Source organism: Flavobacterium sp. KH_035, from assembly GCF_057839565.1.
The window spans coordinates 5,484,476-5,504,721 of sequence record NZ_CM174492.1 but is presented as its reverse complement, the minus strand read 5'-3'; the positions used below and the strand labels follow the sequence as shown (position 1 = coordinate 5,504,721).

Annotated in this window: 21 protein-coding genes and 1 tRNA gene; 16 read left to right on the top strand and 6 right to left on the bottom strand. The window is 34.7% G+C overall.

The window, feature by feature from the left end:
- Positions 1 to 187: 187 nt before the first annotated feature.
- Positions 188 to 592, top strand: a complete 405-nt coding sequence (locus tag AC3IS6_RS22345) for an acyl-CoA thioesterase (RefSeq protein WP_017498619.1) — start codon at positions 188 to 190, stop codon at positions 590 to 592.
- A 31-nt stretch (positions 593 to 623) separates the two neighbouring features.
- Here AC3IS6_RS22345 and AC3IS6_RS22340 read toward each other — a convergent pair whose 3' ends face one another.
- The 3 genes from AC3IS6_RS22340 to ribD form a co-directional block, all read right to left on the bottom strand.
- Positions 624 to 1,256 (bottom strand): IMPACT family protein, encoded by a 633-nt coding sequence (locus tag AC3IS6_RS22340; protein ID WP_489162637.1) that lies wholly within the window; start codon positions 1,254 to 1,256, stop codon positions 624 to 626.
- A gap of 112 nt (positions 1,257 to 1,368) precedes the next feature.
- Positions 1,369 to 1,971: an HAD family hydrolase gene (locus tag AC3IS6_RS22335; protein WP_489162635.1), complete on the bottom strand. Its 603-nt coding sequence runs from the start codon at positions 1,969 to 1,971 to the stop codon at positions 1,369 to 1,371.
- On the bottom strand, positions 1,964 to 3,013 hold the full coding sequence (ribD, locus tag AC3IS6_RS22330; RefSeq protein WP_489162633.1) for a bifunctional diaminohydroxyphosphoribosylaminopyrimidine deaminase/5-amino-6-(5-phosphoribosylamino)uracil reductase RibD: 1,050 nt from the start codon (positions 3,011 to 3,013) through the stop codon (positions 1,964 to 1,966). The genes AC3IS6_RS22335 and ribD overlap by 8 nt, the downstream gene beginning before the upstream one ends.
- A 109-nt stretch (positions 3,014 to 3,122) precedes the next feature.
- On the opposite strand from ribD, the gene AC3IS6_RS22325 reads away from it, so the two are divergent.
- Both AC3IS6_RS22325 and prmC read left to right on the top strand, forming a co-directional pair.
- The gene (locus AC3IS6_RS22325; protein WP_489164940.1) at positions 3,123 to 3,608 is read left to right on the top strand and encodes a GNAT family N-acetyltransferase; all 486 of its coding nucleotides are present in this window, start codon (positions 3,123 to 3,125) and stop codon (positions 3,606 to 3,608) included.
- A gap of 85 nt (positions 3,609 to 3,693) precedes the next feature.
- Positions 3,694 to 4,548: a peptide chain release factor N(5)-glutamine methyltransferase gene (prmC, locus tag AC3IS6_RS22320; protein ID WP_489162631.1), complete on the top strand. Its 855-nt coding sequence runs from the start codon at positions 3,694 to 3,696 to the stop codon at positions 4,546 to 4,548.
- 115 nt (positions 4,549 to 4,663) lie between these two features.
- Here prmC and AC3IS6_RS22315 read toward each other — a convergent pair whose 3' ends face one another.
- On the bottom strand, positions 4,664 to 5,908 hold the full coding sequence (locus AC3IS6_RS22315; protein WP_281920861.1) for an ABC transporter permease: 1,245 nt from the start codon (positions 5,906 to 5,908) through the stop codon (positions 4,664 to 4,666).
- A 218-nt stretch (positions 5,909 to 6,126) separates the two neighbouring features.
- Between AC3IS6_RS22315 and hisS the strand changes: the two genes are divergently transcribed.
- The 12 genes from hisS to AC3IS6_RS22255 all read left to right on the top strand — a co-directional run bounded on the left by hisS (position 6,127) and on the right by AC3IS6_RS22255 (position 16,979).
- A complete protein-coding gene (gene hisS / locus AC3IS6_RS22310; RefSeq protein WP_489162629.1) occupies positions 6,127 to 7,554 on the top strand; it encodes a histidine--tRNA ligase in 1,428 nt (475 codons plus the stop codon).
- A 162-nt stretch (positions 7,555 to 7,716) separates the two neighbouring features.
- Positions 7,717 to 7,787: transfer RNA gene (locus AC3IS6_RS22305), tRNA-Trp, on the top strand.
- Between the two features lie 364 nt (positions 7,788 to 8,151).
- On the top strand, positions 8,152 to 8,730 hold the full coding sequence (locus AC3IS6_RS22300) for a nucleotide exchange factor GrpE (RefSeq protein ID WP_173966181.1): 579 nt from the start codon (positions 8,152 to 8,154) through the stop codon (positions 8,728 to 8,730).
- A 108-nt stretch (positions 8,731 to 8,838) separates the two neighbouring features.
- Positions 8,839 to 9,951 carry a molecular chaperone DnaJ gene (gene dnaJ, locus AC3IS6_RS22295; protein ID WP_173966180.1) on the top strand — a complete coding sequence of 371 codons (1,113 nt, stop codon included), beginning with the start codon at positions 8,839 to 8,841 and terminating at the stop codon, positions 9,949 to 9,951.
- 168 nt (positions 9,952 to 10,119) lie between these two features.
- Positions 10,120 to 11,049 (top strand): ABC transporter ATP-binding protein, encoded by a 930-nt coding sequence (locus tag AC3IS6_RS22290; RefSeq protein WP_489162627.1) that lies wholly within the window; start codon positions 10,120 to 10,122, stop codon positions 11,047 to 11,049.
- Positions 11,050 to 11,126: 77 nt separating this feature from the next.
- Positions 11,127 to 12,443: an ABC transporter permease gene (locus AC3IS6_RS22285; RefSeq protein ID WP_489162625.1), complete on the top strand. Its 1,317-nt coding sequence runs from the start codon at positions 11,127 to 11,129 to the stop codon at positions 12,441 to 12,443.
- A 110-nt stretch (positions 12,444 to 12,553) separates the two neighbouring features.
- Positions 12,554 to 13,717 carry a sigma-54-dependent transcriptional regulator gene (locus tag AC3IS6_RS22280; protein WP_489162623.1) on the top strand — a complete coding sequence of 388 codons (1,164 nt, stop codon included), beginning with the start codon at positions 12,554 to 12,556 and terminating at the stop codon, positions 13,715 to 13,717.
- 92 nt (positions 13,718 to 13,809) lie between these two features.
- Positions 13,810 to 14,466 (top strand): DEAD/DEAH box helicase, encoded by a 657-nt coding sequence (locus AC3IS6_RS22275; RefSeq protein ID WP_489162621.1) that lies wholly within the window; start codon positions 13,810 to 13,812, stop codon positions 14,464 to 14,466.
- A gap of 53 nt (positions 14,467 to 14,519) precedes the next feature.
- Entirely contained in the window at positions 14,520 to 15,305 is a 786-nt protein-coding gene (locus AC3IS6_RS22270) for an alpha/beta hydrolase (protein ID WP_489162619.1), read from the top strand.
- A gap of 30 nt (positions 15,306 to 15,335) precedes the next feature.
- The gene (locus AC3IS6_RS22265) at positions 15,336 to 15,554 is read left to right on the top strand and encodes a putative signal transducing protein (RefSeq protein WP_173966174.1); all 219 of its coding nucleotides are present in this window, start codon (positions 15,336 to 15,338) and stop codon (positions 15,552 to 15,554) included.
- Between the two features lie 88 nt (positions 15,555 to 15,642).
- A complete protein-coding gene (locus AC3IS6_RS22260; protein WP_489162617.1) occupies positions 15,643 to 16,446 on the top strand; it encodes a Cof-type HAD-IIB family hydrolase in 804 nt (267 codons plus the stop codon).
- A gap of 5 nt (positions 16,447 to 16,451) precedes the next feature.
- Complete coding sequence (locus AC3IS6_RS22255) at positions 16,452 to 16,979, top strand: GNAT family N-acetyltransferase (protein ID WP_489162616.1); 528 nt, start codon at positions 16,452 to 16,454, stop codon at positions 16,977 to 16,979.
- A 116-nt stretch (positions 16,980 to 17,095) separates the two neighbouring features.
- On the opposite strand, the gene AC3IS6_RS22250 is transcribed toward AC3IS6_RS22255, so the two are convergent.
- Entirely contained in the window at positions 17,096 to 17,611 is a 516-nt protein-coding gene (locus AC3IS6_RS22250; RefSeq protein WP_173966171.1) for a hypothetical protein, read from the bottom strand.
- A 502-nt stretch (positions 17,612 to 18,113) separates the two neighbouring features.
- Between AC3IS6_RS22250 and mtaB the strand changes: the two genes are divergently transcribed.
- Positions 18,114 to 19,448 (top strand): tRNA (N(6)-L-threonylcarbamoyladenosine(37)-C(2))-methylthiotransferase MtaB, encoded by a 1,335-nt coding sequence (mtaB, locus tag AC3IS6_RS22245; protein WP_489162614.1) that lies wholly within the window; start codon positions 18,114 to 18,116, stop codon positions 19,446 to 19,448.
- Between the two features lie 187 nt (positions 19,449 to 19,635).
- On the opposite strand, the gene AC3IS6_RS22240 is transcribed toward mtaB, so the two are convergent.
- Positions 19,636 to 20,145, bottom strand: a complete 510-nt coding sequence (locus AC3IS6_RS22240) for a hypothetical protein (RefSeq protein ID WP_489162612.1) — start codon at positions 20,143 to 20,145, stop codon at positions 19,636 to 19,638.
- Between the last annotated feature and the right edge of the window lie 101 nt (positions 20,146 to 20,246).

The window sequence follows — 20,246 nt, the reverse complement described above, 5'->3', positions numbered from 1 at the left end:
AGATTCAAATAAATTTTCTTATTATTGATAAAGATTCTCCTAATAAAAAAGGAGCAATTTTATTCCGTATTTCGGGATAACAAATATGTGAACAAATTTCTGTAAAAAAAAATATTTTGAACTCTAATTTTATAAAAAAAAGTTGTAAGTAAACTTTTTAAACTTAATTTTTTTTAATCTGAAAATAATGAAAAATCATCAAACGCAAGTGCGTGTTCGTTACTCGGAAACCGATCAAATGGGCGTTGTTTATCACGGAAATTATGTACCCTATTTTGAGATCGGACGCGTGGAATGGCTTAGAAATAAAGGGATTTCATATAAAAGTATGGAAGAAAGCGGTATTGGATTGCCTATTGTTTCGATGCAAATAAATTACAAAAAATCGGCGCGTTATGATGAGCTTCTTACAATTCATACTGCTTTCAAAAGTCAGTCGTCTGTTAAGATTGAATTTGATTGTGCAATCTATAATGAAGCAGGTGAGTTATTAACAACTGCTGTGTTTATTTTAGTATTTATTTCGTTAAAAACGGGTCGCCCTACAGCACCTCCAGATTACATTTTAGAATTATTTAAAACACTGGTATAATTGTTAAAATGTGATGCCTTTTAATGTCAAATTATATAATTTTAATATCGATTTCAAACATTAAATCAAAAATATCGAATACTGATTCGGCATTTTTTTTGCGCGTTTTAGTCGTTATTTTGCCAATAGGGAGCCCTGTATCTTCATTAATTTCCATTTCCTGAGCTGTAATTTCCAGTTTTTTCTCCTTAATAACGCGCATTACTTTATTCATGTTTTTGTAATCAAAAGAGATTAAAAAATGAACATCAATTGTCTTTTCAATGATCTCGCATACTTCAAGAGTCATTTGTGCCGTTGTTTTGTAAGCACTGATTAAGCCGCCAACACCTAATTTAATTCCTCCAAAAATGCGAACCACTACTACTAAAACGTTGGTGACGCCAAAAGATTGTATCTGTCCGTAAATTGGTGCGCCTGCTGTGTTACCGGGTTCTCCGTCATCATTGGCACGATATGAAATTTTTGGAGCCATCCCTAATTGATACGCATAACAAAAGTGTACGGCATGGGGATGCTGTTTTTTTAAGTTGTCGATAATGGGTTTTACTTCCTCTTCGCTTTCGATAGGAAAGGCGTAGCCAAAGAACTTACTGCCTTTTTCTTTCAAAAGCATTTCTTCAGATTCAAAAGCAATGGTTTGGTACGTATCGTTAATTTCCAAATTGAGGTTGATTTTTTTTAGTCACAGATTAAAAAGATTAAATGGATTTTATCTTTTTGTGTTTATGATTGATTTTTAAACTGGGGTTGATTTATTTGGCAAAAAACAGATGTTAAAGTATTTGTTTGTCAAATAAATCAACAACATCTTCCTGTCCAACTTGTAAATTCCAGATATGAAAGCCCAGGGCTGCTGCTGAATCTGTGTTTTCTTTTTTGTCGTCTACAAACAAAGTTCTCTTGGGTGATAATTCGTGTTTGTTGATTAGGTACTGAAAAACTTCAGCATTGGGTTTTCGCATTCCAATTTCAAATGAAAAATAGACCTTTTCAAAACACTGATAAAAATCGCTGTAAAACGAAATACCGTTTTTGTTTTCGAAAGTTTCGATATGAATAGCGTCTGTATTGCTCAATAGAAACAAGCGGTATTTTTGAGAAAGCAGTTGTAAAAACTCCAGTCGGTACAAAGGAAAATCGGCTAGAATGGCATTCCATGCTTCCAGGATTTCTTCGATGGAGGCATTTGGAAGTTGTTTTTGAAAACCCGCCAGAAAATCGTCACGCGAAATGTCTCCGGTTTCAAATAAAAGATTCAGACGGTCCAGCTCGTTATTCCATTCTGTTAATCCTAATTTTTGCAATCCCGAAATAGTGGCTTGTTTGTTTAAATTGATAAAAATATCTCCAAAGTCAAAAATGATAGTATCAATCATGATTTCTAATATTTAATAATTCGTCGCTGAGAATATTAATTTTCGTTAGGTTTTCTTTTTGAATCAGTGGTGCTTTAGTTCCATTTTTGAAAATAGCTTGTCCGATAAATATCCGGGCTTCATCCCAAATATTCTGATCGATAAAAGACTGTAAAGTTTGAGCGCCTCCTTCGATAATAACTGACTGAATTTGATTTTGATGTAAAACAGCTAAAATCTGCGGTAGCATACTGCTGCTAAAATCGATTACTGTAAAGGTAGTGTTTTCTGCCGAAAAGCCGGTTTCGGATTTTGTAAATACAATGGTTTTTACGCTCCCGTCAAAAACAAAACTCTCTTTTGAAATGCGATTGTGTTGGTCCAGAATAACTCTCATCGGATTATTTCCTGACCAGTTCCGGGTGTTTAATTTCGGATTGTCATCTATCACGGTCTGTGTTCCAACCAGAATAGCCTGCTCTTCACTTCTCCATTTGTGAACCAATTGTCTGGAATAGGGATTGGTGATCCAAATGGGTTTTCGTTCCGCATTTTCCTGTTTTTCAGGGGATAAAAAACCGTCCTGACTTTCGGCCCATTTTAATATTATGTAGGGTCTCTTTTTTTGATGAAAAGTAAAAAAACGTTTGTTGAGTTCGTAGCATTCATTTTCTAAAACTCCAACAATAACATTGGTTCCTGCTTCGATTAGTCTTTTAATTCCGTTTCCTGCTACTTTTTCATTAGGATCAACAGTTCCGACAACAACATGTGGAATTTTATGTTCGATGATTAGGTCGCAGCATGGAGGTGTTTTTCCAAAATGACTGCAAGGCTCTAAGCTAACATAAATGGTAGCTTTGCTTAACAGCGATTTGTCTTTGACAGAGCGAACAGCATTGACTTCTGCATGAGGTTCGCCTGCTTTTTTATGCCAACCCTCTCCAATAATCTGATTGTCGTAAACAATTACGCTTCCGACCATTGGGTTTGGATATGTGGTGCCCAAACCATTTTGAGCCAGTTCAATGCAACGTTTTATGTATTTTTCATGTATATTCACAGTGCAAAAATAGTTATTTTTGAGTTTAGTCCCGATAGTTTTGGGACAGTTAAGAAACTATTGGGAAACTATTTTTATTTTTGTAATGATGTTAAAGGAAGAAGAAAATATGGGAAATTGGACGATTAGAGCCATTAAAAAAGAAGACAATCAGGAAGTTGCGAATTTAATACGATCTGTATTTGATGAAATGGAAATACCTAAAGTGGGAACCGCCTATGAAGATCCGTATTTAGACTTAATGTTTGAAGAATACAATAAGCCAAAGTCCGTTTATTTTGTGGTTGAAAAAGACAGCGAAATTTTAGGCTGTTGTGGAATTGCACCTTTAGAAAATGGCGCTCCGGAGATTTGTGAGTTACAGAAGATGTATTTTTTACCGAAAACCCGCGGTTTGGGAATTGGAAGTAAAATGATGGAAAAATGTTTAGAGCAGGCAAGAATTTTTGGTTTTGAAAAATGTTATATCGAAACAATGCCTTTTATGCATGCTGCGCAAAAACTATATGTAAAATCAGGTTTTGAATATTTAGACGCGCCTTTGGGGAATACCGGTCATAGTTCTTGTCCTGTCTGGATGTTGAAAAAATTATAGGATAATGTTGTAGTGAATTTACATTACAATACTTATCTTGTAATGCCGTTGCCCCTATCTAAAGAATAATGTTCAAATACCTAAAATGAAAATCAAACAATATCGGACTCAGTTCATTAAAGATTTATCTCCTTTTTACGACGCCTACGAAGCGGAGAGTTTTTTTTATTTAATTTTAGAAAACAAGCACCAATTGCGACAAATTGATCTGGCATTAAATCATGAATTGACTTTTTCGGAAGATGATTTTGTGGTATGGGACTTTTTATTGTTGCAGTTAAAGAAAGAAGTTCCAATTCAATATTTATTAGGTAAGACTAATTTTTATGGTTTGGATTTCGAAGTTAATGAGAATGTTTTAATTCCTCGTCCGGAGACAGAAGAGCTGGTAGAATGGATTATTAATGAGAATTCCGGAGGCGACAAAGCAAAAAAAATAAAAATTCTTGATATTGGTACAGGGAGTGGCTGCATTGCAATTTCATTGGCAAAAAACATTGCCAACGCAGAGGTTTATGCAATTGATGTTTCTAAAAAAGCAATAGAAATCGCCAAAAGAAATGCAATTCAGAACAAAGTTGAAGTTACTTTTATACTTCAGAATGTTTTAGAAACAGAAGCATTAAAGCATAATTTTGATATCATAGTTTCAAATCCACCTTATGTCCGGAATTTAGAAAAAGAGGAAATTAAAAAGAATGTTTTGGATTATGAGCCGCATTTAGCTCTTTTTGTAGACGACAATGATGCTTTGATTTTTTACAGAAAAATTGCCGAATTAGCTAAGAAAAATCTTTTGCAAAACGGACAATTGTATTTTGAAATCAATCAGTACTTAGGGACGGAAATGACGGCTCTACTTGAGAAAATGGATTTCAGGAACATTGAATTGCGACGAGATATTTATGATAACGACAGGATGATGAAAGGGGTTGTTTAGAGTTTATAGTCGCAGTCGCAGTTTGCAGTCATACAACTAACTGATTACTGTGACTGAATACTGTTACTGAATACTATTACTGAATACTGCGACTGAATACTGCGACTAAAAAAAATTATTCGTAACGCAAAGCCTCAATAGGATCCAGTTGTGATGCTTTTATTGCCGGGTACAAACCGGAAACAATAGCGACCATAAAACTGGTGCCAAAAGCCGCAAAAATGGCCATCCATGGAATTACAAAAGCAAAATTCATTGCGGCTGCGAAAGCGAAACCAACAAGGATTCCCAACACAATTCCGACCAAGCCGCCTATTTGTCCAATTAATAATGTTTCAATAAAAAATTGTACCGAAATAGTTATTTTAGTGGCACCCAGAGCTTTGCGGACACCAATTTCTCTTGTGCGTTCTGTAACGGATACAATCATAATGTTCATTAAAGCTATAGAAGATCCTAAAATGGTAATCACACTGATGATCCAGGCTGCCCAACCGAGATATTGTGTAATTCCAAGGATTCTGTTGATTAAATCGTCGCTTCGGCCAATACCGAAATTATTATCGCGAACCGGACTTAATTTACGAACCCTGCGCATGGTACTTGTTGCATTGTCTACAGCTTCGTCTAGAAGTTCTTTTTTAGAAACCATTACGCTAATAGTATAATTAATGCTTGGAGCGGTAAACAAAGAACGTGCTACCTGAATTGGAATTAATACTCTTAAATCCTGGCTGTTTCCGAACGTAGATCCTTTTTCTTTTAAAACACCAATAACTTTGAAACGGGCACCCCGTATCGAAATGATTTTATCAATTGGGTTGACGTCTTTTAGTAAACCTTTTTCAAAATCAGAACCTACAACGCAAGAATAAGTATTGTTATCAATATCAAACTGATTGAAAGAACGACCGGAAGTTGTTTCTAAACCTGAATTTGAAATATAATGTTCGTCAACGCCAAGTATGGTAATTTCGGGATCGGTTTTTTGGTCTAAGTATTTTACTTCAGCTTTTGATGTAGCGGTAAAAGAGAGAGAAGTTTCTGTAAAAGGGTATTTGTATTTATTTTTGAATGCTACTGCTTCAGGATAAGAAATAATGGGGTTGATGATTTCGCGCTCATTTCCACCGCGGTTTTTAACCGTGTTTTCATACTGATTGATGTTGAAGGTGTTGGCTCCCATTGAGGCAAAATTGGTAGAGACCGTGTTTTCAAGTGCTGTAACCACTGTCAGGATTCCCACCAAAGCGGTAATTCCGATAGCAATAATAACTACTGTAAGAATAGTTCTTAATAATTGAGTTTTGATAGAACCAAAAGCAATTCGGATATTTTCTTTAAATAATTTTAGCATCATGACCAATTTGTCACGAAAATACGTTTTTTGTTACAAGTTTGTTTTCGAACTGTTATTATTTATTTTAAAAAGTGAGATATTTGCAGGCGATTTACGATTTAAGTGAAATTGTAGATTCGAAATAATTCAGTAATTTGTAAAAAGGGTTTTAAATTTTAGATTTCAAAAAGTGAAAATCTAAATAATCTAAAGATCCGGAAATCTAATAATCTAAAAAAATGGCTTCAAAACCAAGCATACCGCAAGGGACAAGAGATTTTTCGCCTGCAGAGGTGTCAAAACGTCAATATATCATTCAGGTTATCAAAAATAATTTTGAAAAATTTGGTTTTCAGCCAATCGAAACCCCTTCATTTGAAAATTCAGATACTTTGATGGGTAAGTATGGAGAAGAAGGCGATCGTTTGATTTTTAAAATATTAAATTCAGGTAATTTTTTCTATAACAAAAGCAAGATAGAGTTGCCAAAATCTATTGAGGAGCTTCAGGCTTCTTCTGCTGATAAAATTACTATTGCGGAAAGGATTGAATTGAATTCTTTTACAAAACAAATCTCTGAAAAGGCATTGCGTTATGATTTAACGGTTCCGTTTGCGAGATACGTGGTGCAACATCAAAATGAAATTGAGTTTCCTTTTAAAAGGTATCAGATTCAACCGGTGTGGAGAGCTGATCGTCCGCAAAAAGGACGTTTTAGAGAATTTTTTCAATGTGATGCCGATGTTGTTGGTTCAAAATCGTTGTGGCAGGAAGTGGAATTGGTGCAGTTATACGATACTGTTTTTACGGCTTTAGGTTTAGAAGGTGTTACAATCAAGATCAATAACAGAAAAATATTATCCGGTATCGCTGAAGTGATTGGTGCTTCTGATAAGTTAATTGATTTTACAGTAGCCCTTGATAAATTGGATAAAATTGGGGAAGATGGTGTGAAAAAAGAAATGATCGAAAATGGCATTTCTGAAGAAGCATTGGTAAAAGTACAGCCTCTGTTTAGTTTTGCAGGAACCTTTGCAGATAAAATCAACCAGCTTTCAGATTTATTGGCAACATCGGAAGAAGGAATGAAAGGAGTTGAGGAGCTTAAATTTATTTGTGACAATGTGGCAACTTTAGGGTTGTCAACGGCAACTTTAGATTTGGATGTGACGCTTGCCCGTGGATTAAATTATTATACAGGAGCAATTTTTGAAGTAGCAGCTCCAAAATCGGTTTCGATGGGTTCTATCGGGGGCGGTGGAAGATACGACGACTTGACGGGTATTTTTGGATTGAAAAACATGAGTGGTGTTGGAATTTCTTTTGGATTGGATCGTATTTATCTGGTTTTAGAAGAATTGCAATTGTTTCCTAAAGCTGTTTCGGCAACTTCAAAAGCATTGTTCATTAATTATGGAGATGCTGAGGCATTGTATGCGTCGCAGGCCATTCAGAAATTACGACAGGAAAATATAAAAGTAGAGCTTTATCCGGACAATGTGAAAGTAGGGAAGCAGTTTCAATATGCAGATAAGCGTTTAATTCCGTTTGCAGTAATTGCGGGGGATCAGGAAATTGCTACAAATTCGTATGCGCTTAAAAATTTAGTGACAGGTGAGCAGGTTACGGTTGATTTTGACGGATTAAAGAATGCTTTGTTGGGTTAATGCTTAATTGTTAAGAACATAAGGATTAGCGCTAGGTTCGTAAAGATTTTGTTTCACGCAGATTCGGCAGATTTTAGCAGGTTGATTAAAAAAAAACTTCTTAAATCTGCGTGAAATAATTGTTTTGGAAGAAAAAATACTTTTAATTTGCCGCTCTAAATTACGGGCGTAGTTCAAGGGTAGAATAGCGGTCTCCAAAACCGTTGATGGGGGTTCGAATCCCTCCGCCCGTGCAATAAAAAATAACAATCGTTATTAAATATTTATCAAGAGCTTTCAAGGGATTTAGTTAAAGGTAAAAAGCATTAAAAAAAGCTTCGTCTGAAATAGGCGAAGCTTTTTTTAATATAAGGTAAACTTGAATTAATAATTATTTATGAAGCCGAGGCCAACCCTTAAATTCAATTTTGATAGGTAATAATTTAGTTTTCAATTGAATTTCAAATATACCATAAACTATATCGTGTTAGTCTTAAAATTATACTAAATTTTAAAAGGTTGTTTTTACTTTTTAAATGACTCAGTCTTAAGAAAGTGACAATTTGACATTTTGAAAGATTTGGCAGTACTTTTGCAATCCAAAAGAAAGAATAAAAAATGAAGTTTAAGAATATTTTTAAAAATAAAAGTAATATGACTACTGAAAATACAGAATTCGATCAGGAATTAGATGATGTAACGTTAGAGAACAATGCCAACGGTGAGCAGTTAATTGTTGAAGAATTAAGTGTTGAAGAGCAATTGGCTCAAGACTTGGCAAAAGAAAAAGATAAGTTTTTGAGACTATTTGCCGAATTCGAAAATTACAAAAAAAGAACTTCAAAAGAGCGTATCGACTTGTTTAAAACTGCAAACCAGGATGTTTTATTGGCTATGTTGCCAGTTTTAGATGATTTTGACAGAGCTATAGTAGAAATCAACAAATCGGAAGATGAAACCTTGACAAAAGGAGTTGAGTTGATTCATGAAAAATTAAAAAACACTTTAGTTTCTAAAGGTTTAGAGCAAGTTGAAGTAAGAGCAGGTGATGCTTTTAATGCTGATTTTGCAGAGGCAATTACCCAAATTCCGGCTCCGTCTGAGAAATTAAAAGGGAAAATTGTTGATGTTATTGAAAAAGGATACAAATTAGGAGACAAAATCATCCGTTTCCCTAAAGTTGTTATCGGAAACTAAAAAGAGCAAATGACATATTCTGAAAGTCAATTTTTAAAGTACTGGAATTTGGAATTTTAAATTTGGACACAAGCGCTAGCGAACTGGCGAAGCAATTTAACCTAAATTATGAAAAAAGATTTTTACGAAATACTAGGCATTTCAAAAAATGCTGATGCTGCCGAAATTAAAAAAGCTTATAGAAAAAGTGCATTGAAATATCATCCGGACAAAAATCCGGGCGACAAAGAGGCAGAAGAAAACTTTAAATTAGCGGCAGAAGCTTACGAAGTACTAAGCGATCCTAACAAAAAAGCGAAATACGATCAGTACGGGCATCAGGCTTTTGATGGTTCTGGCGGATTTGGCGGTGGTCACGGTGGTATGAATATGGATGACATTTTCAGCCAGTTTGGTGATATTTTTGGTGGAGGATTTGGTGGTTTTGGCGGAGGCGGAGGCGGTGGCCCTCGTCGTGCTAAAGGAAGCAATCTTCGAATTAAAGTAAAATTAACTTTAGAAGAAATTGCAAATGGTGTTGAGAAAAAAGTAAAAGTAAAACGTAAAGTTCAGGCAAAAGGAGTTACTTACAAAACGTGTTCGACTTGTAACGGTCAGGGACAGGTAATGCGTGTAACCAACACTATTTTAGGAAGAATGCAATCTGCGTCAACTTGTCCTGCTTGTGGTGGGTCTGGGCAGATTTTAGATAAAAGACCATCTGAGGCTGATGCACAGGGAATGATTTTAGAAGATGAAACCGTTTCAATCAAAATTCCTGCGGGAGTTGTTGATGGTATGCAGTTGAAAGTTTCTAATAAAGGAAACGATGCTCCCGGAAATAGTATTCCTGGAGATTTGATTGTAGCTATTGAAGAATTAGAGCATGAGTTTTTGAAGCGTGAAGGTGAAAACATTCATTATGATTTATACATCAGTTTCCCGGAAGCCGTTTTAGGAGTTTCTAAAGACATCGAAGCAATCAATGGAAAAGTTCGTATCAAATTAGAAGAAGGAATTCAATCCGGAAAAATCTTAAGATTAAAAGGAAAAGGTATTCCAAGTATCAATGGATATGGAAGTGGAGACTTGTTAGTTCATGTAAATGTATGGACTCCAAAAACGTTGAATAAAGAGCAAAAGCAATTTTTTGAAAATGCCCTTAACGACGATCACTTTATTCCGAGCCCTGAAAAATCAGAAAAATCATTTTTTGAAAAAGTAAAAGATATGTTTTCATAAACAGAACTTTTTCTAAAATGGAGTAATAGTAAATTTTAAAACCCATTCTATAGTAAATCATAGAATGGGTTTTTTGTATGAATAGTACAAAATTTCGATACTATTTATTTACTTTTACACTCATAATGCCACAATAGTCAAACTGACGCAGAAAATCTTAATTATAGCATGAGCAACTTACTCGAAGTACATAAAGTCGTAAAACAATACGGTGATTATGTAGCGCTTAACGAAGTTTCATTAAATGTACCAAAAGGTAGTATTTATGGACTATTAGGTCCGAATGGAGCCGGAAAAACTTCCCTGATCCGAATTATAAATCAAATTACGCTGCCTGATAGTGGTGAAGTAATTTTGGATGGAGAAAAATTGCAGCCCAAACATGTACAGCATATTGGTTATCTTCCCGAAGAAAGAGGATTGTATACTTCTATGAAAGTTGGAGAACAATGTTTGTATCTGGCACAGATGAAAGGACTCTCTAAAGCCGAGGCAAAATTACAATTGGAATATTGGTTCGATCGTCTGGGAATTCAGGGCTGGTGGAACAAGAAAATTCAGGAACTTTCGAAAGGAATGGCCCAAAAAATTCAGTTTGTAGTTTGTGTGTTACACAAGCCTAAATTGTTGATTTTTGATGAGCCTTTCTCCGGATTTGATCCTGTAAATGCAAATGTTATTAAAGATGAGATTCTGGCATTAAAAGAACAGGGAGCTACCATTATTTTTTCGACACACCGTATGGAAAGTGTAGAGGAACTTTGCGATCATATCGCTTTAATTCATAAATCGAACAAATTGATTGAAGGAAAGGTGAGTGATGTAAAACGTCAATTTAGAACCAATAGTTTTGAAGTGGGGATTCTGACGGATAATGTAGAAGGCCTGATGTACGATATCACTAAAAAATTTACCGTTTCACCTGCAAATTTTAAATCTTTAAATGATGATTTGAAATTAGATATTCAAATTGGAAATGCAGCGCCAAACGAGTTGTTGCATTTGTTGACGCAACGTGGACAGGTTACTCATTTTGTAGAGAAAATACCAAGCGTAAACGATATTTTTATTCAAACAGTTACCGAAAACAAAAATTAAACTTCAAAAATTAAATTCCAAATTCCAATGTTAGAGTAATCAAAATTGGAATTTGGAATTTGAAAATTAAAATATTTATGAGCATCATTTCATTAATTATAAAAAGAGAATTTATTGCAAAAGTGCGCAATAAGTCTTTTGTTGTCATGACGTTTTTGAGTCCGTTGTTATTTGTAGCAATTGCAGGTTTTATTGGTTATCTGAGTTCAATGAAAGCAGAGACTAAAAGAATCGCAATCCATGACGAAACGGGTTTGTTTGCACAGGATTTTGTAAAACAGAATAAGGAAGAGTCCGAGTTTAAATACCTCAATGTATCTGAAATTGACACAAAATCATTAAAAGACAGTATTACTAATGAAAGCTTTGACGGTTTAATTGTAATTCCAAAAACCAATAATTTAGCTGATTTAGAAAGTAAAATCGAGTTTATTTCGAATAACAGTCCGAGTATTTCTTTTATCGAAAAAACGCAGGATGTTATCGCTTCAAAAATTACCAAATTAAATCTTGAAACGGCAAAACTGGATACAGTGGCCATTCAAAAAGCACAGTCAGAGGTTAATATTCATTTGGTAAAAGCATCCGGAGAGGAAAGCTTAAAAGGACTGAATGAAATAAAAATTGGAATAGGTGGGGCTTTTGGATATCTGATTATGATGTTTATTATCATTTACGGAAATATGGTCATGCGTAGTGTAATCGAAGAAAAAACCAACCGAATTATCGAAATCATCATTTCATCGGTAAAACCTTTTCAGCTTATGATTGGTAAAATCGTAGGAACTTCTCTTGCCGGATTGCTTCAGTTTATTATTTGGGCAATCATTGGTCTGGGATTGATGTTTGCGGCTTCGGCCTTTTTTGGCGTTAATGTTGGTCCAACAGCCAGAATTTCACCTGAATTAATGCAATCGGCCCAGCATGAAATGTCGGGAACAGCTCAAATGTACATTAGCGAATTATGGAATTTGCCTATAGCCAGTATTATCATTGGTTTTGTGGTTTATTTCATCGGAGGATACTTTTTATATAGTTCCTTTTATGCAGCCATTGGTGCAGCGGTTGACAATCAAACCGATTCGCAGCAATTTCTATTACCTATTTTAATGCCGCTTATTTTAAGTGTTTATATAGGTTTCTTTACAGTGGTCAATGATCCTCACGGAACCATTGCGGTTGTGTTTTCTATGATTCCGTTGACCTCGCCAATTGTAATGTTAATGCGACTTCCGTTTGGAGTGCCGTGGTGGCAAATTGCAATTTCGGTATCATTATTGTTTGCTACCTTTTTTCTTGTAGTATGGTTCGCTGCCAAAATTTACCGAATAGGTATTTTAATGTACGGCAAAAAACCAACCTGGAAAGAATTGTATAAATGGCTTAAATATTAATTTTTTTTAAGTTGCTAAGACACTAAGGTTCTGAGTTGCTAAGCTTTTAGTTTAGGCAGAAAAGAAGAACTTAGAACCTTAGTAACTCAGAACCTTAGAACCTCAAAAGAATGAGTAAAATACTAATTATAGAAGACGAAGCATCGATCAGAAGAGTTTTGGTGAAAATTTTATCAGAAGAAAACGATACTTATCAGGTAGATGAAGCTGAAGATGGTGCGGCGGGTCTTGAGAAAATAAAAAACAACGATTACGATTTGGTTTTGTGTGACATCAAAATGCCAAAATTGGACGGGGTTGAGGTTTTAGAAGAAGTAAAAAAAATCAAACCGGAAATTCCAATGGTGATGATCTCTGGTCATGGCGATATGGAAACCGCGATTCATACCATGCGTTTAGGAGCTTTTGATTATATTTCAAAACCGCCTGATTTAAATCGATTACTGAACACCGTTCGTAATGCTTTAGATAAAAAACAGCTCGTTGTTGAGAATAAAATCCTAAAGAAAAAGGTTAGTAAAAACTACGAAATGGTAGGAGAAAGCGAAGCAATCAGTCATATAAAACTAATGATTGACAAAGTAGCTCAAACCGAAGCCAGAGTTTTGATTACAGGTCCAAACGGAACCGGAAAAGAATTGGTAGCGCACCAATTGCATGAAAAAAGTGAGCGTTCTAATTTTCCATTAATAGAAGTAAACTGTGCTGCAATTCCGAGTGAATTGATCGAAAGTGAATTGTTCGGTCACGTAAAGGGAGCTTTTACATCGGCGGTGAAAGATCGTGCCGGAAAGTTTGAAGCTGCTGACAAAGGAACTATTTTCTTAGATGAAATTGGAGATATGAGTCTTTCGGCACAAGCCAAGGTGTTACGTGCTTTACAGGAAAGTATGATTACCAGAGTAGGAGCGGAGAAAGATATCAAAGTTGATGTGCGCGTTGTAGCGGCAACAAATAAAGATTTAAAGACTGAAATTGCCGAAGGCCGTTTCCGTGAAGATTTGTACCATCGTTTAGCTGTAATTTTAATTAAAGTACCGCCATTAAACGAGAGACGCGATGATATTCCGGCGTTGATTACTCACTTTACAGAGAAAATTGCTTCAGAACAAGGAAATTCGGTAAAAGTGTTTTCGCCACAAGCGATCAAATTATTGCAGGAGTACGATTGGACAGGAAATATTCGTGAACTACGAAATGTAGTTGAAAGATTAATTATTTTGGGAGGAAATGAGATTTCTGAAACCGATGTTAAAATGTTTGCAAGCAAGTAAAGGCTATAAGCTTTAGGCTCCGTGTATAAACATAAGAAATAAAATGAATTTTGGCTTAAAGCTTAAAGCTTATAGCGTAAAGCATAAAAAAAATGAAACTAAAAAAAATAAACGAGAAGTTACAAGAGGCTTTAATTGAAAACGGTTTAACAGAAGCAAATATTTTGCAGCAGGAAACTTTTTCGACTATTAAAAGTGGGGCCGATTGTATTATTCTTTCTCCGGCAGGGAGCGGAAAATCTACAACAATTGTATTGAATGTTATTCAGCAACTGGCAGGTCAGACAGAAGAATCACCACGTGCGTTGATTTTTGTAGAGGACAAGGCCAAAGTGTTAGAAATGGAAGCGCTTTTTGAAAAATACGGGAAATATACCAACCTTGAAGTTTACGGAGTACACGACAAAGGTGACATGGATTACGATAAAAACTATATCTCTACCGGAATCGACGTTTTGATTGGAACGCCAAATAAATTGAGCGATATGTTTACGACGGCCGGTTACAATGTAAATCGTTTGAAAATGTTTATCCTGGATGATGCTGATCCTATTTTGAAATTACGTCACGAAACTAAGATCATGCGTATTTCAAACAGTATCACCAAAACACAACGTATGATTTTTGCAGAAACCTTAACAGAACGCATCGAAATTTTAGCAGATAAAATGTTGCTGGAGCCTTATCTGTTTGATATGGATGAAGAAGAAGAGGAACTTGAGGATGAAGAGGATATTGAAGAAGAATAAATTTGTGAAATAATGGATTTTATATGGAGATTTTCAAAACATTTAAATTTTTAATGATTACACTTTTAGGTTTTTTTATTGTTATTTATGTTTTGATCGTTTCTTACGTATATTTCAATCAGACTGAAATGGTATTCCAGAGGGCGCAGCTTCCTAAAGATTATCAATTCAACTATCAGCAAAAATTTGAGGAGCTAAACATTAAGTCTTTTGATGGAGTAGAATTAAATGGATTATTATTTAAGGCTGAGAATTCAAAAGGTTTAGTTTTTTATCTCCATGGAAATGCAGGGACATTAGAAACTTGGGGAAAAATTGCAAAAGTTTATACTAATTTGGGATATGATATTTTTATTTTAGATTATAGAAGTTTTGGAAAAAGTGAAGGTGAAATTAAAGATGAAGAGCAATTAAACAAAGATGTATCTGCTGCATATAAAACATTATCTAAAACATATTCTGAAAGCAATATTATTATCGCGGGCTATTCAATAGGTTCCGGACTAGCTGCTATTTTGGCTTCTGAGAATAAACCAAAAGCATTGATTCTGCAATCGCCTTATTATAGTTTTACAGAATTATCAAGTAGTAAAGTGCCGTTTTTTCCGAATTTCATGAAGAAATTCCACTTTGAAACGTATGAATATTTGCCAGAAATTAAGACACAGATTTATATTTTTCACGGAATGGAAGATCGTTTAATCCCTTATGAAAATTCGGTTCGATTGAGTAAAGTAATAAAATCTAACGGACATCTTTCTCTATTAAAAGGACAGGATCATATTGGTATGAATGAAAACATTGATTTTCAAAACCAATTAAAAATAATACTAGAGTAAAAAACAAATAACAATAAAAAATAAAATGTCATGGGATTAATGAAAGTGTATTCAGGTAGTGAAGTGTTGGCAATTGCTTTACAAGAAAGATTGGAAGAAGCAGGATTGGAAACTGTAAAAAAAGATAACATTCAATCGGCTCGTATGGCAGGTTATGGCGGATCAGATTTGGCAGTAGAGGTATTTATTCAGGAAACTGATTTCGCAAAGGCAAATCCCATTATCGAAGAATTTAGGATGAGCCTTTAATAATTGTAGTTGTTGGTGAAGTGTGAAATGTGAAGAAGCACTGTGACTGTGACTGGACACTAAGAACTGACAACTGAAAATAAAAAATATGCAATATAAAATGTTAGTGCTTGACATGGATGATACCTTGTTAACCGACGATCATAAAATTTCAGATCTTAATAAAAAAGTGCTTTTGGAGGCGCAGGCAAAAGGCGTGTACGTTATTTTGGCTTCCGGAAGACCTACATCTGCAATGACGGCTTATGCTAAGGAATTAGAGTTAGATTTGAACAATTCGTATATCATTTCGTTCAACGGTGCGATCATTAGTACGGTTAAAGATGATGTGATTTTGTTTGAACAAAAGTTGACAGTGGAGCAAATTCATGAATTGTATGATTACAGTGTAAAAAAGAATACACACATCATTACTTATCTAAATGGTGAAATCATAAGTGAAACCGATTCGGAATTCATTGAAGTTGAAAAAGAGATCACCGGATTACCGCACAATAAAGTATATAGTTTTAAAGAAGCTGTGACTGAAGCTGCAGTAAAATGTATATTACTGGCTGAACCGTCTTATTTGAAAGAAGTCGAAAGTGATTTGAAAGCGGCAATGCCACATTTGAGTGTGGCGATGTCAAAACCTTTTTTCCTGGAAGCAGCACAGAATGGAATTGATAAAGTAGCCAGCTTAAAACTTCTAGCCGAAAAGTTAAACATTCACCAGAGTGAGATTATTGCCGTTGGAAATGCAGGAAATGATTTGACCATGATCGAATATGCGGGACTTGGTGTTTGGGTAGATAATGTAACGCCAGAATTAAGAGATAAGGCAGATTTAATCGTGGCTTCAAATAATAATGATGGTGTAGCTGAGGTAGTGCAACGCTATATTTTAAATTAAATTTTATGAAAGGCCCAATTGAAACGGAACGACTATTTTTAAGAGAATTACTTCTTTCGGATACTGATGGAATGTTTGAATTAGATTCTAACCCGAACGTACATCTTTTTGTGGGAAATAAACCGGTGAAAGACATTCAGGAAAGTGTGGATATGATAAAAAATATTCAGGGACAATATGAAACTTTCGGAATAGGCCGTTGGGCGGTAATTTTAAAAGATACCGATGAGTTTTTAGGTTGGTCCGGAATAAAGTTTATTACTAAGGAAATCAACAACCATAAAGATTTTTATGAAATTGGATATCGTTTCGTCGAAAAACATTGGGGGAAAGGTTATGCTACCGAAGCCGGAACAGCATTTGTTAATTATGCTTTCAATGTGATAAAAGCAGAAGCTCTTTATGCTTATGCCGATGAAGGAAATAAAGACTCAAGAAGAATATTAGAAAAACTAGGTTTTCGCTATGTAAATTCTTTCGAATATGAAGGGGAGTTGGAAGTCTGGTATAAATTAAATAATCCAAACTTGTAACTAAACCAATCCTAAGAAATGTGTTCCAAATCTTTGTAAACTCAACTCATTTAAGATTTGCAAAGATTTGGAAAACAACTCGAAGTTCTTAATACCTAAAAATAAAGTATTAAATATTATTTTTTAGCTACAGAAACAAAATACTTATTTCCGTCACCCATTGTCAGTTTTACACGTTCGTCACAAAGATCGATTGCAAAATTGGCACTTTCGTAACAAGTACAGGTTGTGTTTTTGTCTTTAGACATTTCGGTTTTGCAATTGTTGTTTTTAAAAGTTGACAATTGTGGCGTGTACAAGCTTACTAAATCAGTAGAAGCGGTTACCAATGAAATGATACTTGCTGAATTATTGTTCGTAATTCTGTAAACAATTCTGTCTGTATAGTTTACTTCGTTTACAGTTACTTTACGAATATAAGTGTAAGCTGTTGAGCCTTCACCCGGTTCTTTTACTTCAAATTTAAATCCAACCGCACGAATTGCAATATCAAATTGAGTTTGAGAGTTTAAGCTCGCCCAAGTTGTCAATGTGCTGATAGATGGAAATGGATTAGCAGCTGGAGCAGTTTGTGCCTGGGCGCTAAAAAGGGTTAAGAACATCAAGCAGATTGTGGGTAAAAATGCTTTCATATGGAGTTTTAATTTTTAATTTTTGCCTACTCTTTCTGGTTTTCGGCCTTCCCATTTTTTACTGTAACAAAACAACAACATAACGATGGAAAATCAAAATTGTTATGTGCTATTTATGATTTAAATAATACAACTTTCGCTCACTATTTTTTGGAGAAGTGAAAGTACTTCTAAAAACAATTCAAACAAAGCTAAATGTAAGAAAATTTCAATTTAATGGGTGTAAAATTGTATTTAATCGATATTATTTGCGTTTAATCGATTTGTTTGTCAATTTATTCCTATCGATTTGTTGTTTTACTTTTTAAGAGACGCTTTTTTTTAACCTTTATTTTGTTTGATTTGTAGTTTTTTAAAATGAATTAAAATAGAGGTTCGTTGCAAAATATTGATATATAGTATATTATTGATTTTATTTTAAAGAATATTGTACGTAAATTTGCAAACTCTTCAAAAGAGATGTAAATATAATATCTTACTACTTAAAACGTAGTTTATTCCTATGGAAAATAGAAAAAAAGTTGCCTTTTATACGCTTGGTTGTAAACTGAATTTTTCGGAGACTTCAACTATTGCCCGAAATTTTAACGACGAAGGTTTTGATCGTGTTGATTTTGAGGAAATAGCTGATATCTATGTCATCAATACCTGTTCTGTTACAGAGAATGCCGATAAACAGTTTAAGCAGGTGGTAAAAAAAGCAATGAAACTTAATGAGAAAGCTTTCGTAGCAGCAGTAGGCTGTTATGCCCAGTTAAAACCGGAGGAATTAGCGTCTGTGGATGGAGTTGATTTGGTTTTGGGAGCAACTGAAAAATTTAAGATTACCGACTATATTCACGATTTGAGCAAGAATGACATGGGTGAAGTACACTCCTGTGAAATTGCCGAAGCTGATTTTTATGTGGGAAGTTATTCTATTGGTGATCGTACCCGCGCTTTCCTGAAAGTTCAGGACGGTTGTGATTATAAATGTACCTATTGTACCATTCCGTTAGCAAGAGGAATTTCGAGAAGTGATGCTTTGGAAAATGTATTGGAAAATGCGAAAGAAATCTCGGCTCAGAATATCAAAGAAATTGTTTTAACAGGAGTTAATATTGGAGATTACGGAAAAGGGGAGTTTGGAAATAAAAAACACGAGCATACCTTTCTTGAACTGGTTCAGGCTTTGGATCAGGTTGACGGAATTGAGCGTTTGCGAATTTCATCTATCGAACCTAATTTGCTGAAGAATGAAACGATTGAATTTGTTTCAACAAGTCGAACTTTTGTACCGCATTTTCATATTCCGTTGCAATCCGGAAGTAATGATATTTTGAAATTGATGAAACGTCGTTATTTGCGTGAAGTTTATACTGAACGTGTTAATAAAATTCGTGAAGTAATGCCTCACGCCTGTATAGGGGTCGATGTTATTGTTGGTTTTCCCGGTGAAACAGATGAACACTTTTTAGAAACCTATCATTTTCTTAATGAAATGGATATTTCGTATTTACACGTATTCACTTATTCGGAAAGAGATAATACAGAAGCTGCAAACATGCCCGGAATTGTTCCGGCAAATGTACGAGCGAAACGCAGTAAAATGTTACGCGGATTATCTGTTAAAAAGCGTCGTGCCTTTTATGAAAGTCAATTAGGATCAAACCGAACAGTTTTGTTCGAAAGCGAAAATAAAGAAGGATACATTCATGGTTTTACAGAGAATTACGTAAAAGTAAAAACACCCTGGAATCCTGAATTGGTCAATACCTTGCAAGAAATAAACCTGACTAAAATTGACGAAGACGGAAGTGTTCGTCTCGAGTTTTTGAATAAACTGACAGAGGCTTAAATCTAGTTTGCCATTTCGAGAAACGAGAATCGGGCGATAGCGAACAGACGAGGTAAATCACATTAGAAATTCGACAAAGATTGGCGAATTTAGGAACGGAATTACTTGTGTGATTTCTTCTCACGTCGAAATGAAAAAAAATAGAAAAGCCCTTTTTTCACAAAGGGCTTTTCTGTTTTTTAAATAATTATTTCTGATTTTCCGGAACTACCAATTTCAGCGAATTGATATAATCGGTATCAAATTCAATCACTCTGATCTTTTGTGGATTAAAGCTTAATTCTCCGCCAAACTGACCTTTTGTGTCCAGGAAATCGATGGTAAGTTCTTCATCCGTCAATTCGATTAGTTTTCCTAAATAAGCCGATTTGGCTGACTTTTTAGAGATCTGAAAAATACCATACTTGTTGGTAATAAAATTTATAATGGAAGTCAAATCTCTTATTGGAATGATATCTTCGGCATTTGTTTTTAGCCCTTTTAAACGGATTATTTTTTCTGTAAATGCCAGATCCTGATCCCTGTGAATGGTTTCGATGTTTTTATTTTTGAGTACTACAAAACCATCCAGAATAAAATCTACAGGATTGTTTCGCAGTAAAATCCATTCATCTGAATAGTCAATAAGAAATCCTGTAAAAAGTTCTTTCTTATCTGTAAATTCTATGGCAATTAATTGTCTTAAATATTGTTCCATTGTGTAAAATTTTTGAAATCCCAATATTAAAATCTTAAAATCCAATACTAAAATTCCAAATTCCAAAACGAGTTGAAATTTTATAAAAATGCCAAAAAATT